Raw genomic sequence first — 14,260 nt, 5'->3', positions numbered from 1 at the left:
CGTTTAGAGATCACTCACTTTGCGAAGTGTGTGTCGATCTGTATGCGCGAACGGCTCGTTGAATTCCTTCATATTGAGCATGGTCACCTGATCATATGAAAACGTTCCATCGCCAACAGTGATCGTCACTTCATATGTGCGACTGCTTGCATTCTTGGCAAGATATTGATTCTCACCAATTGCATACCGCTCATCGCCAATTGCAGCTTTCATCGTCCACTGCTTCGAATCAGCTGTGGTCACGCCCCCAGCCAGAACCGAAATTCCGCGAGGAACAACAAAGCCCTTCATCACTTCACCTGTTGCTGCATCCCAAAGCCAGTAACCCACTTCAGTGTGGAATGGGTTTTCTTCATCATCACGCCACATCGCAGACTTGTAATCCAAGCCGTACAAAATCTGGGAACCGTTGTCGACCGGGCCAAATGGCTTCATTGAGCACTTCTCGCGGTAATCAGTGTCAAAGACAACGTTTTTGCTGTGTTTGAATGCGCGATCGACTCCGCCTTCGCCTTCCCATTCACCAGCAAGACCGGCGAGCGGACCCCATTCGTTACTCATGTTGACTCCTCATCGGTTAGTGGTCAAATAAAACGCGTAAACAACTCTTAGAGATAGCGAACCACAATCATTGCTCCGATGACCACAAATATGACCACGACAATGTACTGATCAATCCAGGCATCTAGCCAGCGAGTCAGTCGTTGGTGCATGGCATCACTGAAGCCAAAGGTATTGCGATAAATATTGACCCGGGTCATTGAAGCAAACACCATGGTCGTGGTTACTGTCACTAACAAGCACCACGGGCACAACGCACCAATGTTGAAATAGGCCTCATAGAGCAACCAGTAGGCAAACACCAATCCAGCGGTGTACACAACCCAAGCTGCATTCATGAACCAGCGAGGGAACACCACGCCGGCAAGGGATGCCAAGGCAATAGTGATCACCACAGGCTCTGCAATGAGACCTAAAAATGCATTTGGAAATCCAAGTAATGAAGCCTGCCAGGAAGCACCCACCACACTGCAGGAAATCTTGGCACTGATATCGCAGGAAAACACTGCGTTGGGGTTCGCGGCCAAGGTGATGGCTTCAGCAGAGAGCACCAGTGATGCGATCAGCGACAGCAGCGAAGACACCAACATTTCACTGAACGCTCCGATGTGACGAGCCTTTTTCGCAATCGGAGTGAACTCCGCACTTTCAACCAATGCTTCAGTGGACATGAGTGAAGTATCTATCGCGCGGTCGGCATATCAAAGGAGGCACCCAAGGCATCGTGCGGCCAGCGGGCGGTAACGACCTTGCCACGCGTGTAGAAATGCACCCCTTCAGCCCCATGCATGTGGTGTTCCCCAATCAGTGAGTCTTTCCATCCGCCAAATGAGTGGTAAGCCATCGGCACTGGAACAGGAACGTTCACACCCACCATGCCTACATGGACCCCACGAATGAATGCGCGAGCTGCTGATCCGCTATTCGTGAACACAGCCGTTCCGTTGCCATATGGATTTGCGTTGATGAATGCGATCGCATCTTCAAGAGCGCTAACTCGCACCACTGCGAGCACTGGCCCAAAAACTTCTTGTTGGTAGACATCCATCGTCGCCGCTACGCCATCAATCAAGGTCGGGCCAACGAAGAATCCTTCTTCGAAACCTGCGACATGAATATTTCGACCATCGACCCGAACATCCGCACCTTGCGTGTGCGCAGAATTCACGAGATCGATGATGCGCTGCTTGGCCTGCGCAGTCACCACTGGTCCCATGTCGATACCTGCATCACGCCCGGAGCCCACATGTATCTCACGTGCTTGCGTTTCCAGGAGTTCCACAAGCCCTTCGGCCGCACTACCAACGGCCACAGCCACTGAAATAGCCATGCAACGCTCGCCAGCAGAACCAAAGGCAGCTGCAGTCAAATGCGTTGCGGCGAATTCAAGATCGGCGTCAGGTAGCACCACGGCATGATTCTTTGCTCCACCAAGTGCCTGGACTCGTTTGCCGGCAGCTGTTGCACGCGCATGAATATGACGAGCTATTGATGTGGAACCAACAAATGAGACCGCTGCGATTCCTGGGTGATCCAGAATCGCATCGACAGTTGTTGCGTCACCTTGAACAACGTTGAATACACCATCTGGCAAGCCTGCTTCCTGCCAAAGGCGAGCAAGCAAGAGTGAAGCCGAAGGATCGCGTTCGCTGGGTTTCAAAATGAAGGTGTTACCCGTGGCGATTGCAATAGGGAACATCCACATCGGGACCATCGCCGGAAAATTAAACGGCGTAATCCCTGCCACCACACCTAGGGGTTCACGATATGAGTAACTATCAACGTCTGCTGAAACCTGGTCTGAATATTCACCCTTGAGCACTTGTGGAATTCCGCACGCAAATTCGACAACTTCCAAACCTCGTTGCACTTCACCAAGCGCATCTGAGAGAACCTTGCCGTGCTCGTCAGTAATGAGTTCGGCGAGCTCTTGGGCTCGCGCATTGACCAACTCGCGGAAGGCAAACAGCACTTTGGTGCGACGACTGAGTGAAGACTGACTCCACTCTTCAAAGGCACGGGTTGCACTCACCACCGCTGCGTCGACATCTGCCGAAGTACCGAGCACCACCTGTGCCTGCTGCTGACCCGTCGCCGGGTTGTACACCGCTGAAGTGCCTGATCCAGAGCCTGACGTCAATGACCCATCAATCCAGTGCTCAATGCTTCGCATGTGCGCCTCCTGCATAATCATCGGTATGCCCGCTCCGTCCCGTCCTTTGACGCAGCCGCACCCTGATCGGTTGCCATTCGATCATGAGCACTACGACGAAATCATCCTCTGCCATGCCGCCGCCCTTGCGCGCGGGGACGCCGGATACATGGACCCAGCCAGCGGGTTGTTTGTGATGACTGCTGCAGCCCACCTTGAGCGGGGAAAGTGTTGTTCCAATAATTGCAGGCACTGCCCTTATGTGGCGTAAATCAACTCTGGCGATCACGATTGCCGGAGCCCTCACATTGTCACTCGCACCTAATGTTCTTGCGGGCCCTAACACTGTGGCCAAAGGCTCGTGGTCGATGGTGGATATGACCAAGGACGTCAATCGCGACGGTGCCATTGACGGTGATGGAGGTGTTCCTAAATCCGGGGCACTCTCGCTTACCCCTTCGCCACAGATGGTTGGCGCAGGTAATCACATTGCGCAACCGAACGAACGGCTGATCGGTGGCACTCTTTCCTGGTACCTCTCGCCCGCTGGCTTCCCTGTGTCACTCAATGCGTGCGCATCTACCGGCTCGTCCTTTCAATGGACAATCAAGAACTCCGCAACTCAAGTGATCACAGCAGTAGCAAAAAAGTCACTCACTCCAAAAACTTGCCGTACTCGCGTGACACTCCCCGAAGGTGACTACACCTTTACGTTGACTGTCTCGAGCGGAACAAATGTCAGTTCAATCGACATACCGGCACGAGTGAACAACATCGTGTTTTTGAGCCTCGGTGATTCATATGCATCGGGAGAAGGAAATCCTCGCAATGTCAATGCATGGATCACACAAGGCGGGCTTTTTTCTACCTTTACGCCGTACTGGGATGAATCTGGGTGCCATCGCAGTGTGCGTGGAGCGCCAGCCCTCGCTGCACTTGCCCTTGAAAAAACTTCGCCTCAAACCTCCGTCACGCTCGTTGATGTCTCGTGCAGCGGTGCAACGATTCGGCAAGGCATCTTGGGCGTGCAACCAGGGACGTCTCAATCGCAAGTTGCGCTCGCGAAGACGATCCTTGGCAATCAAAGCGTTGACGTCATTTCACTTTCCGTCGGCGGGAATGACATCGGCTTTGGATCGGTACTCAACGCATGTTTCACTACGGCTAATTGCCCACTCAGTAAGCCAGGCGCAGGCCCGTTAAAGAATTACCCAACGCTCAATGCTGGCGTCGCTGACCAAACAGCCAAACTCGCTGCCTCCTACGCCGAAGTGGCCAATTGCCTGACAGGAAAGATTTGCACCAACGCACCGACACTTTCCCCAACAGTCGCTGTACTTCCCACGTTGTACCCAGACATTGCCCGCAATAGCAATGGCGCTATCTGCTCGTATCTGACAATGACCCAAGAGGATTTCAGTTGGGCTCGATCATCAATGCTCAATCCTGCACCGCCCCCTACCGTCACCTATCGAACATCTGCACAAACGTCGGTTGCGCTGCCAGTGAGCTCATCGCTGAATCAACAAATCAGTAACACGGTGAACCTGGGATGGAAGCCGGTTACTGCGAGCTGGACACGCTCAGGTGATTCACCCATTGGCCATGGCATTTGCGCGGGATCACAAAGTTGGGTTTTTGGTGTGCAGCTTGGCGGACCAATGTTGGGTGCCGCATTTCATCCAAATCCAATGGGCCAAACCCAGATCGCCGCAGCCATTCTTGAGGCAGCCAAATCTGCCACTGCCTAGGCTGTTATAGTTTTGCCTCGCAATACGCGCCGCTAGCTCAACTGGCAGAGCAGCTGACTCTTAATCAGCGGGTTGGGGGTTCAAGTCCCTCGCGGCGCACTACGTTCGACCAAGAAAACCTCACCCAGTTGGGTGAGGTTTTCTTGGTTTTAGGGGCCGTAAAGCTTGCAAATGCACCTAACTTGACCCGTAGAAGATGGAAGGAACGCTGCTATGAGCACAATCGTTTCGGTTGCTGCGCTTATCGCTGCAACACTGTCAATCGGCCTAATCGCATTGTTGGTCAGGCGAGGCAACTCAAAGAGTTAGCAACCACCAGCAACAGCAGGAATGATCGAGATCTGTGCGCCATCAGCGGTTGGTGAGTTCAAGCTGTCAATGAAGCGCACATCGTCATCATTGATGTAGATGTTGACGAAACGGCGCAGTGCGCCATTGTCATCAAGTACACGTGCGGCGATGCCTGGGAACTGTGCCTCAAGGTCGTTGATGACTTCCGCAAGGGTTGCCCCGGTTGCAGTTACTTCTGCCTCGCCGCCGGTGTAGGTGCGAAGAATGGTTGGGATGCGAACGGTTGCGCTCATGATGTGATCTCCTTGTAAGCAGCTTCGAAATCGTCGTACGACGGTGAGACAGTGATGGTTGGTCCTGAGGTCGGTGCAACGGCGTCAAGTGTTTTAAGGCCATCGCCCGTGTTCAGTAGCACAACTTCAGCTTCAGGATCGATCAATCCTTCACGCAGGAGCTTGCGGTACGTGCCCACAACTACGCCACCTGCAGTCTCACCGAAGATGCCTTCAGTTTCTGAAAGCAACTTGATGCCTTCAATGACTTCTTGATCAGTCACATCTGCAAGTGCGCCCTGTGTGCGGCGGACGACATCGAGTGCATACGGACCGTCTGCTGGGTTACCAATCGCTAGTGACTTCGCGATGGTGTCAGGCTTGACTGGCTTGATGAAATCTTGTCCAGCGGCAAATGCTTGTGACACTGGCGAGCATCCAGTTGCTTGGGCACCGTAAATCTTATAAGCGTGATCACTCACAAGCCCCAGGTCGACAAACTCACGGAATGCTTTATCGACCTTGGTAAGCAATGAGCCTGACGCAACTGGCGAAACCACGGCATCTGGCAATCGCCAGCCGAGTTGTTCAGCGATTTCGTAACCAACGGTCTTACTGCCCTCTGCGTAATACGGGCGAAGATTCACATTCACAAAACCCCAGTTGCGCGATGCAGCAACTTCGGTGCACAAGCGGTTCACGTCGTCGTAGTTACCACCGATTGCGACAAGAACTCCGCCATACACCGCGGTGGTCACGATCTTTCCAGCTTCAAGATTTGATGGCACGAATACAACCGATTTCAAGCCTGCACGTGCAGCGGCTGCTGCAACAGCATTCGCAAGATTGCCGGTCGATGCGCAAGCAATGGTTTCAAAACCGAGGCGTCGTGCGTTTTCAAGTGCGACGGCAACTACCCGATCCTTGAACGAATGCGTTGGATTACCTGAATCGTCTTTGACCCACACCGCTTTAGCACCCAGCGCCGCAGCAAGATTGTCTGCCTTAACCAACTTGGTGAGGCCTGGTTGTAATCCTGGGCGGTGACCTGCTCCTGGCGTAACCGGCAGCAATGCTTCATAGCGCCACATGGAAAGTGGACCAGCCTCGATGGCTTCACGCGTAAGTCCGCGGGCTTCATAGGCCACTTCGAGTGGGCCAAAGCATTCGAAGCAGGCGTAGCTGGCATCCAATGGATACAGCGCACCGCACTCGCGACACTTCAGGGCATGGGCAGCACCAAGTTCAGGGTTGGTACCCAACGTTGCAGTCATATGTACGAGGCCTTCCTTCTCGCTCATCTGTCCTGGTGTTACAGGTCGGAGTTGGCACCGAACTTTGATGGGCCTCGCAAGCGAGTTATCAAATAGGTTGCCGGGGCTTCAACGGGCCGTATCCCTCTGCCCCTCTGGATGAGGTATTCAGTTATGAGTTGAACCTTACCTGCCACGAAAGCAGGCATCAAATTCAGGTCGTCAAGTTACTTGCGGCGGCGAGCAATAACCTTCAGGCCTACGACCCCCGCAATCACGCCAGCAGTTATTGCCACGCGCTTGGGTTTAATCCCGCCAAATTCATCAGTGAAGATTCCCGTGATCGCACCTAGGCCTCGTTTGCGCAGGGAGGCTGGGCTCAACTCTTGCTTGAGGTCATCGACCGATGCCAATAACTGCGCCCGGGCCGCGGTGATTTCGGCGACGAGTGCCTCGATTTTGGGATCGCTGCCATGTTCTGCATGAGGTGCCACCTGCTCAGACTAGACGGACCCCTTGGGGGCGTGGCAAATGTGAGCACCCCACCCTTGCTCTTATTGCAAGTCTTTTGCAATTACAACCTGTCGTCATTAAGGTTCGGATATGAAATTTCATTTGCCGCAATTCGGTGTGGGCCTAGGTGCCCTCGCACTCCTGTTGAGCGGATGTGGTTCAGATTTCGGTTCGGCCGCCAGCGCAGCCAACCCGCAAACCGACGGCAAACTTCTCGTGGCCACCACGGTTTCGCCGATTACTTCTATCGCTTCAAGCATCGGCGGCAACAAGGTCGATATTGAAGGTATCGTTCCCGAAGGAACGAATAGCCATACCTATGAACCAGCTCCTCAGGTCGCTGAACTACTCAGCAAGGCCGACATTGTTTTCATCAATGGACTCAAGCTTGAGGATCCAACAGCTGAATTGGCGCGTGCCAATATGAAAAGCAGTGCGAACCTCATCGAAATCGGCACCACAGTTCTTCCAGAGTCTGAATACATTTACGACTTCTCCTTTCCGAAGGAAGAAGGAAAACCAAATCCACATCTTTGGACCGATCCTTTATTCGCGGCCAAGTACGCAACAGTCATTCGCGACACATTCATTGAGCGTGACCCAAAAAATGCTGACTACTACTCTGAGAACTTCGTCCGCTTTGACAAAAAAGCAACAGAACTCGCGAATGCTCTGCGTAAAGATCAAGCCACAGTGCCTGCCGGAAACTTGAAGCTGCTGACCTATCACGATGCCTACGCATACTTTGCGAAAGATTTTGGATGGACCGTGATCGGTGCTGTTCAACCTAAGAACTTCTCGGATCCAACTCCAGCAGAAGTCGCGCAATTGATTGAACAGGTCAAAGGCCAGAAGGTCCCGACAATTTTCGGATCTGAAGTGTTCCCGTCAAAGGTCTTGGAAGAAATTGGGCGAGCAACTGGCGCGAAATATGAGGCCTCACTTCGCGATGATGATCTTCCTGGAAGCCCTGGAGAAAAGGATCATTCCTGGTTGGGATTAATGAAGTACGACTACATCACCATGATTAAAGGCTTGGGTGGAACTACAAAAAACCTTGAAGCAGTATCTACCGCAACAGGGAAAACTGACTCCGCGAAGTACCCACAATGACAGGCATTGGCGTTGGTCCTGAACTCATAGAACTCAATGACGTCACTGCCGGCTACACACACCATCCAGTGCTCTCTCATGTGAACTTTCATGTTCACGAAGATCAGTTCACTGGAATTGTTGGTCCGTCAGGCGCAGGCAAAACAACTCTGCTGCGTCTACTGCTTGGCACGTTAAAGCCAATGAGCGGCTCAATTGCAAAGAACAGTGCCCTCCGCATCGCCTATGTACCTCAGCTTGAAACCGTCAGCTGGAACTTCCCCATCACCGTAGAAGAGTGCGTCCTGATGTCACGCAAGTCTGCAAATCTTTTACCTTGGGCGAGTAAGAGCGAGAAACAAAGCGTTTACTCAGTCCTTGACCGCTTGAGTATCGCGGATTTAGCAAAGCGACACATTCGCGAGCTCTCAGGTGGGCAACAACAGCGCATGTTCCTTGCGCGTGCACTCCTGCGTCAACCGCAGATCATGTTGCTTGATGAACCAACCAGTGGTGTGGACGTAGCAACTCGACATGACGTTCTTCATTTGCTCGCTGACCTTCACGAAGAAGGTATAGCAATCGTTCTCACTACCCATGACCTCAACGGCATTGCGGCACATCTCCCCCATTTGGTTTGCGTGAATCAACGAATCGTTGCTTCAGGCACACCGGCAGATGTGATGAATCCAGAAGTGCTCGAGCAAACTTTTGGCGCCCGTATGGAAGTGCTCGAACATTTAGGCATGCGAATCGTTGTTGACGAAGCACCGCATGGCGGCACTGTGCGAAGTGCAGTCTGACATGGAAACTCTGCTTGAACCACTGCAGTACGCCTTCTTTCAAAAGGGTTTGTTCGTCGCCACGCTTTCCGGTGCACTCCTTGGATTCATTGGTGTTTTCATTGTGTTGCGCGGCATGAGCTACATCGGCCACGGACTTTCACACTCGATTTTTGGCGGCTTTGCAGCAGCACAACTGTTTGCTTCGAGTTTTTATATTCTTGGAGCCGGCATTTGGGGTATCGCTTCAGCACTTGCGATTACATCAGTGACAAAGCGCAGCCGACTTGGTGCAGATGCTGCAATTGGCGTGATCACCACTGCCTCGTTTGCCCTTGGTGTTGCCCTCTTCGCCAAATTTGGCACCAGCGGCCCGTCATTTGAAAACGCACTCTTCGGCAGCATCCTTGGAATTAGCACTGAGCAAATCATCGGCTTGATCGCGGTATCTGTTCTCACTGGCACTTTCGTATTCCTGCGTTATCGAGCACTCTTGTTCAGCACGTTTGACCCAGATGTTGCGGATGTTTCAGGTGTCAAGGTTTCCAGAATTGAAGCCATGCTCATGATCGTGTTGTCTCTTTCGATTCTGGCCACACTTACGGTCATCGGCGTGACTCTCGTCGCAGCCATGCTGGTGATTCCAGCGGTGATTGCTCGCATGTTGACCGACTCTTTCGGGAGAATGTTGAGTTACAGCACGATCATCGGCGCTTTCAGCGGTCTCGTTGGCATGTACTTGAGTTACTACGCAGGCGTTCCGTCGGGCACGATGATTGTTCTCGTTGGTGCGGCGCTGTTCTTGATTGTTCTTGCCATCACCGGCACTCGCGGGTTACGTCGATCTGCAGGCTTGGATTCACATACCGATGCTTCGGCGCTTGCTCCTCTATCGCGCTGATCAAGCATTGCCTACGGTTTAGAGTGCTCCTATGACTCTGGCACCTAAAGACACCGCTCCAGCATTTGCACTCAAAAACGATGCTGGCCAGACCGTTCGCCTGTCCCAATTCAAGGGCAAACGAGTCATCTTGTACTTCTATCCCGCTGCGTTGACACCTGGCTGCACAAAACAAGCCTGCGACTTCACTGATAATCTCAAATTGTTCAACAAGCTTGATTACGTCGTCATTGGTATCTCCCCCGATAAGCCCGAGAAGCTGGCAAAGTTTCGGGAGCACGACAATTTGAAAATTCTTTTGTTGTCGGACCCTGACAAGGAAGTCCTCGCAAAATACGGGGCCTTCGGCGAAAAGAAGCTCTACGGCAAGACTGTGGTCGGCGTCATCCGCTCAACCTTCGTGATCAGCCCAACCGGCAAGATCGAAGAGGCGTTTTACAACGTGAAAGCCACCGGCCACGTGGCAAAACTGATCCGCGATCTCGAACTCGGATAGCACGCCGTAAGATTCGTACGCACTCCTCGCGGGAGTGGTGGAATTGGCAGACACGCAGGTCTTAGGAACCTGTGTCTTCGGACGTAGGGGTTCAAGTCCCCTCTCCCGCACCAAGCACTAGAGCACTGGCTCTAGTGCTTTTTGGCTTCCGGAATCAGTTGCTCGATTACAGGAGCGAGCGCTGCTAGGGCTCGACCTCGATGGCTGATGGCGTCTTTCTGATCATCAGACATTTGCGCTGTTGTCACTTGGTATCCAAGAGGCACAAAGATTGGGTCATATCCAAACCCATTGGCCCCACGAGGCTCAGTGATGAGCATCCCATCGAGTGTTCCCTCAACTACTCGCTCATCACCTTCAGGTGTCACGATTGCAGCTGCGCAATGGAAAGCAGCCCCACGTCGCTTCGCGGGAACATGATCGAGTTGCGCGATCAGCAATGCAAGATTGGCGGCATCATCACCGTGGGTGCCAGCCCAACGAGCTGAATAGATCCCAGGCATCCCGTTGAGCGCATCAACTGCTATCCCTGAATCATCAGCGATCGCTGGCAACCCAGTGAACGCGCAGATCTCACGTGCCTTCAGTAACGCATTGGCCGCAAACGAACTCCCGGTTTCATCAACATCAGGAAGGTCAGGAAATTCTTGAGTTCCGACAAGATCGATATCGAGCCCGACTTGCGCAAGAATTCGGCGTAACTCAATGAGCTTGTGCGCGTTTTTACTCGCTAGGACCATGCGAACTGTCATCACAAAGCCCGATCTAGAGTGCCAGCGCCTCACGCTGCATGCGCGTGAGATCAGCACAGCCTTGAGTGCCCAATGACAACAACACATCAAGTTCGGCGCGATCAAATGGTGCGCCTTCGGCTGTTCCTTGAACTTCAATGAAACGGCCATCGCCTGTCATCACAATGTTCATGTCAGTTTCAGCACGGACATCGTCGTCGTAGTGAAGGTCAAGACGTGGCACACCATCGATGATGCCAACACTCACCGCTGCAACTGAATCCGTGAATGGATTACTTGAGAGGTACTTCTTCTCTAAGCCCCAGGTCACTGCATCAGCCAGGGCAACGTACGCACCGGTAATTGCAGCTGTGCGCGTGCCACCATCGGCCTGCAACACATCACAGTCAATAACAATGGTGTTCTCACCAAGCGTTGACATGTCGACCACGGCTCGCAAACTGCGTCCGATCAAACGGGAAATCTCGTGAGTACGTCCACCAAGTTTGCCTTTGACTGACTCACGATCATTGCGCTCATTGGTTGCACGAGGAAGCATCGCGTATTCGGCGGTCACCCAGCCTTTGCCACTGCCCTTGAGCCAGCGTGGAACTCCTGGAGTGAAGGACGCTGTGCACAGCACCCGCGTGCGACCAAAAGAAACCAAGGTTGAACCCTCGGCTTGCTCGAGCCAGCCACGCTGGAACGTTACTGGGCGAAGTTCTTGATCGGCGCGGCCATCTGAGCGCGGGGTAACAGAAGTCATGGGACAGAACTCTATTGGGCTGACGGGTAACGCTTTGTTGGCTAGCCGAAATGGCCGACCGAACCAATCTCAGGCCCCAAGAAGCGGCGCCCTAACTGCTCGAAACTTGCGGGGTCACCCGTTGCACTGAATTGATGCACTGGCTGTGGCAATTCAGGATCACGAAGCAGATCATGCGCAACAAGAGTGCGGTACACATCTTTCGCGGTTTCTTCAGCACTAGAAACGAGCGTCACATTTTCACCCATGACATACGAAAGCACACCCGTGAGCAACGGATAGTGGGTACATCCCAAGACCAAAGTATCGATGTCGGCTGCTTGCAGTGGATCTAAATACTCGTGCGCAACTTCAAGTAGCGATGTCCCAGAAGTTCTGCCCGCTTCAACAAATTCAACAAAGCGCGGGCATGCTGCAGAAATGATTTCCAGATTTGGTGCTGCAGCAAATGCATCGTCATATGCGCGCGACGTAATGGTCATCTCAGTGCCAATAACACCGATGCGTCCATTACGTGTCGCTGCAGCAGCACGCCTGACGGCTGGATGCACAACTTCAATCACTGGAACGTTGTAGCGCTCACGCGCATCGCGCAAGGTTGCCGCACTTGCCGAGTTACACGCGATGACCAATAACTTCACGCCATCAGCAACTAATCGATCCATGATTTCAAGAGCGAATTGGCGAACTTCTGCGATTGGGCGCGGGCCATAAGGGCCGCGTGCGGTGTCCCCTACATACAAGACAGGCTCGTGAGGTAACTGATCAAGAATGGCCCGAGCAACAGTTAAGCCACCGACCCCAGAGTCGACGATGCCAATAGGTGCGTCTGCCATAACGCTCTAAGCCTACGGCGCGGTTCCCCGTAAATATGTCACCGATCCCTACGCTGTTGCTCAACCAGCCGCCCGCATCCAAGACGTGGGCGCTAACCCAAAGGAAATACATGTCAACACCTACCAGCCCTTCCCGCCCATTCGGCGTCCTGATCGTTGCCGTTCTTCTGGTAATCGCAGCGGTCTTCAACCTCTGGATGGGTTTCCTGGCAATTTTCTCCAGCTTTGGTGAAAACCCTGCTTGGGAAGATATCTACGGCGCTTCACACACCGTGGGCACCTTCCAGCTTTGGATGTTTGGCCTCCTGTCAATCTTCCTTGGCCTCATTTACATGTGGTTGATGCGTATGACGATGATTGGTTCAGCAACAGCTCACACCATCATCAGCATGTTCATGGTCATCAACATCGTGTTCGGCTTCTTCCGCCTTCCATTCGGCTGGGCTTCAATCATCATCAGCCTGCTCGTGCTCCTTATGGTCAACACCAAGGGCGCAGTGGAATGGTTCAAGCAAACCGCGTAATTTTCTTCAAAAGAAACGGGCTGTCGCATCGCGACAGCCCGTTTCTTTTTTATTTCAAGATCAAGCCCACAACTGACCCTCGATGCGCTCTTCAGCTTCTTCCAGAGTGCCTTCATACGCACCCGTTGATAGGTACTTCCATCCGCCATCACAAACGATGAAAGCAATGTCAGCACGTTGATCTGCCTGCACGGCCTTGCGTGCCACACCGAGTGCTGCGTGCAAAATTGCGCCGGTTGAGATGCCCGCGAAAATTCCTTCAACTTCCAAGAGTTCACGAGTGCGCTTCAATGCATCAAGTGGACCAACTGAAAAACGTGATGACAACAACGATGCGTCGTACAACTCTGGAATGAATCCTTCATCAAGGTTGCGCAATCCATACACAAGTTCGCCATAGCGAGGCTCAGCCGCGACGATTTGCACGTCAGGCTTCTTGTCGCGGAAGTAGCGCCCCACACCCATCAAGGTGCCAGTCGTTCCAAGGCCCGCGACGAAGTGCGTGATTTCTGGTAGATCTGCGAGCAACTCTGGGCCGGTCGAGTCGTAATGCGCTTGAGCGTTAGCCGCATTGCCGTACTGATAGAGCATGACCCAATCAGGATTTTGCGCTGCTAAACCTTTAGCAACGCGCACTGCTTCGTTTGAGCCACCTGCTGCCGGTGAGGTGATGATCGTTGCGCCCCACATCGTGAGCAACTGCGTGCGCTCAGCGGAGGTGTTCTCGGGCATTACGCAAATGAGCTTGTAACCACGTTGCTTGGCAACCATGGCAAGTGAAATTCCAGTGTTGCCTGAGGTCGGTTCGAGCAAAGTGCAACCAGGCGCCAACCGGCCTTCGGCTTCGGCTTGAAGAATCATGTTGAGTGCTGCTCGATCTTTCACTGAGCCCGTGGGATTGCGATCTTCTAATTTCGCCCAAATACGAACATCAGCGGACGGCGAAAGTCGCGGTAATCCCACGAGCGGGGTGTGCCCGACAGAGGCGAGCAACGAATCAAAACGCACGATGCGAAATTTCAGCCGCCGGCAACGGCAGGCAAAATTGTGATGGTGTCTTGATCGGCGATTGCGGTGTTCAGGCCATCCAAGAATCGCACATCTTCATCATTGAGATACACGTTGACGAAACGACGAAGGCCACTGTCGTCGAGCAAACGACCACCGATGCCTGGATAGTTAGCCTCAAGATTGTCAAAGGCACTTTGTAAGGTCGCGCCCTCAGCCGACACTATTTTTGCGCCACCGGTGTATTCGCGAAGGATGGTTGGCACGCGTACTTCAATTGCCATGATAACTCCCATCAGTCGGAACGAGTTTCCGCTACAACCTCACGATA

The 14,260-nt window shown here is 53.1% G+C and carries 17 protein-coding genes, 2 tRNA genes and 1 riboswitch; of the genes, 8 read left to right on the top strand and 11 right to left on the bottom strand.

Annotation, left to right across the window (positions count from 1 at the left end; genetic code table 11):
• Window positions 1-3 precede the first annotated feature (3 nt).
• Genes PHN51_03925 through PHN51_03915 form a run of 3 tightly spaced genes read right to left on the bottom strand, consistent with a single transcriptional unit; the run spans window position 4 to window position 2,734 of the window.
• Window positions 4-561: a heme-binding beta-barrel domain-containing protein gene (locus tag PHN51_03925; GenBank protein ID MDD2817927.1), complete on the bottom strand. Its 558-nt coding sequence runs from the start codon at window positions 559-561 to the stop codon at window positions 4-6.
• A 47-nt stretch (window positions 562-608) separates the two neighbouring features.
• On the bottom strand, window positions 609-1,232 hold the full coding sequence (locus tag PHN51_03920) for a vitamin K epoxide reductase family protein (GenBank protein ID MDD2817926.1): 624 nt from the start codon (window positions 1,230-1,232) through the stop codon (window positions 609-611).
• An 11-nt stretch (window positions 1,233-1,243) separates the two neighbouring features.
• Window positions 1,244-2,734, bottom strand: coding sequence for a CoA-acylating methylmalonate-semialdehyde dehydrogenase (locus PHN51_03915; protein MDD2817925.1), 1,491 nt, complete (start codon window positions 2,732-2,734; stop codon window positions 1,244-1,246).
• Window positions 2,735-2,973: 239 nt separating this feature from the next.
• Between PHN51_03915 and PHN51_03910 the strand changes: the two genes are divergently transcribed.
• The gene (locus PHN51_03910; GenBank protein MDD2817924.1) at window positions 2,974-4,464 is read left to right on the top strand and encodes a hypothetical protein; all 1,491 of its coding nucleotides are present in this window, start codon (window positions 2,974-2,976) and stop codon (window positions 4,462-4,464) included.
• A gap of 26 nt (window positions 4,465-4,490) precedes the next feature.
• Window positions 4,491-4,563, top strand: a tRNA-Lys gene (locus PHN51_03905).
• 206 nt (window positions 4,564-4,769) lie between these two features.
• Here the strand turns inward: PHN51_03905 and PHN51_03900 are convergent.
• The 3 genes from PHN51_03900 to PHN51_03890 all read right to left on the bottom strand — a co-directional run bounded on the left by PHN51_03900 (window position 4,770) and on the right by PHN51_03890 (window position 6,774).
• Complete coding sequence (locus tag PHN51_03900; protein MDD2817923.1) at window positions 4,770-5,048, bottom strand: MoaD/ThiS family protein; 279 nt, start codon at window positions 5,046-5,048, stop codon at window positions 4,770-4,772.
• On the bottom strand, window positions 5,045-6,328 hold the full coding sequence (gene thrC / locus PHN51_03895) for a threonine synthase (GenBank protein MDD2817922.1): 1,284 nt from the start codon (window positions 6,326-6,328) through the stop codon (window positions 5,045-5,047). Before thrC ends, PHN51_03900 begins: the two co-directional genes overlap by 4 nt.
• A riboswitch (SAM riboswitch) is annotated at window positions 6,322-6,446 on the bottom strand. (Overlaps the previous gene by 7 nt.)
• Before the next feature lie 61 nt (window positions 6,447-6,507).
• On the bottom strand, window positions 6,508-6,774 hold the full coding sequence (locus PHN51_03890) for a hypothetical protein (GenBank protein ID MDD2817921.1): 267 nt from the start codon (window positions 6,772-6,774) through the stop codon (window positions 6,508-6,510).
• 109 nt (window positions 6,775-6,883) lie between these two features.
• Here PHN51_03890 and PHN51_03885 point away from each other — a divergent pair, with 109 nt between their 5' ends.
• The 5 genes from PHN51_03885 (at window position 6,884) to PHN51_03865 (ending at window position 10,177) form a co-directional block, all read left to right on the top strand.
• The gene (locus PHN51_03885; protein MDD2817920.1) at window positions 6,884-7,906 is read left to right on the top strand and encodes a metal ABC transporter substrate-binding protein; all 1,023 of its coding nucleotides are present in this window, start codon (window positions 6,884-6,886) and stop codon (window positions 7,904-7,906) included.
• Entirely contained in the window at window positions 7,903-8,688 is a 786-nt protein-coding gene (locus PHN51_03880) for a metal ABC transporter ATP-binding protein (protein ID MDD2817919.1), read from the top strand. Before PHN51_03885 ends, PHN51_03880 begins: the two co-directional genes overlap by 4 nt.
• Complete coding sequence (locus PHN51_03875; GenBank protein ID MDD2817918.1) at window positions 8,660-9,568, top strand: metal ABC transporter permease; 909 nt, start codon at window positions 8,660-8,662, stop codon at window positions 9,566-9,568. The genes PHN51_03880 and PHN51_03875 overlap by 29 nt, the downstream gene beginning before the upstream one ends.
• Window positions 9,569-9,599: 31 nt before the next feature.
• Window positions 9,600-10,064 (top strand): thioredoxin-dependent thiol peroxidase, encoded by a 465-nt coding sequence (gene bcp, locus PHN51_03870; protein ID MDD2817917.1) that lies wholly within the window; start codon window positions 9,600-9,602, stop codon window positions 10,062-10,064.
• A gap of 28 nt (window positions 10,065-10,092) precedes the next feature.
• Window positions 10,093-10,177 (top strand) — tRNA-Leu (locus PHN51_03865).
• Window positions 10,178-10,195: 18 nt separating this feature from the next.
• Here PHN51_03865 and rdgB read toward each other — a convergent pair.
• Genes rdgB through murI form a run of 3 tightly spaced genes read right to left on the bottom strand, consistent with a single transcriptional unit; the run spans window position 10,196 to window position 12,397 of the window.
• On the bottom strand, window positions 10,196-10,816 hold the full coding sequence (gene rdgB, locus PHN51_03860; protein ID MDD2817916.1) for an RdgB/HAM1 family non-canonical purine NTP pyrophosphatase: 621 nt from the start codon (window positions 10,814-10,816) through the stop codon (window positions 10,196-10,198).
• 13 nt (window positions 10,817-10,829) lie between these two features.
• Window positions 10,830-11,561 carry a ribonuclease PH gene (rph, locus tag PHN51_03855; protein ID MDD2817915.1) on the bottom strand — a complete coding sequence of 244 codons (732 nt, stop codon included), beginning with the start codon at window positions 11,559-11,561 and terminating at the stop codon, window positions 10,830-10,832.
• Between the two features lie 41 nt (window positions 11,562-11,602).
• Window positions 11,603-12,397 carry a glutamate racemase gene (gene murI, locus PHN51_03850; GenBank protein ID MDD2817914.1) on the bottom strand — a complete coding sequence of 265 codons (795 nt, stop codon included), beginning with the start codon at window positions 12,395-12,397 and terminating at the stop codon, window positions 11,603-11,605.
• A gap of 110 nt (window positions 12,398-12,507) precedes the next feature.
• On the opposite strand from murI, the gene PHN51_03845 reads away from it, so the two are divergent.
• The gene (locus PHN51_03845) at window positions 12,508-12,921 is read left to right on the top strand and encodes a hypothetical protein (protein ID MDD2817913.1); all 414 of its coding nucleotides are present in this window, start codon (window positions 12,508-12,510) and stop codon (window positions 12,919-12,921) included.
• A gap of 60 nt (window positions 12,922-12,981) precedes the next feature.
• Here PHN51_03845 and PHN51_03840 read toward each other — a convergent pair whose 3' ends face one another.
• Together PHN51_03840 and PHN51_03835 are read right to left on the bottom strand one after the other, a co-directional pair.
• Window positions 12,982-13,929: a cysteine synthase gene (locus tag PHN51_03840; GenBank protein ID MDD2817912.1), complete on the bottom strand. Its 948-nt coding sequence runs from the start codon at window positions 13,927-13,929 to the stop codon at window positions 12,982-12,984.
• Between the two features lie 11 nt (window positions 13,930-13,940).
• The gene (locus tag PHN51_03835; GenBank protein ID MDD2817911.1) at window positions 13,941-14,213 is read right to left on the bottom strand and encodes a MoaD/ThiS family protein; all 273 of its coding nucleotides are present in this window, start codon (window positions 14,211-14,213) and stop codon (window positions 13,941-13,943) included.
• Window positions 14,214-14,260 lie beyond the last annotated feature (47 nt).

The organism is Candidatus Nanopelagicales bacterium (assembly GCA_028687755.1).
Taxonomy (GTDB): domain Bacteria; phylum Actinomycetota; class Actinomycetes; order S36-B12; family S36-B12; genus UBA11398.
Note: the sequence above shows the minus strand (reverse complement) of the source record. Positions and strands in the feature narration are given on the sequence as shown.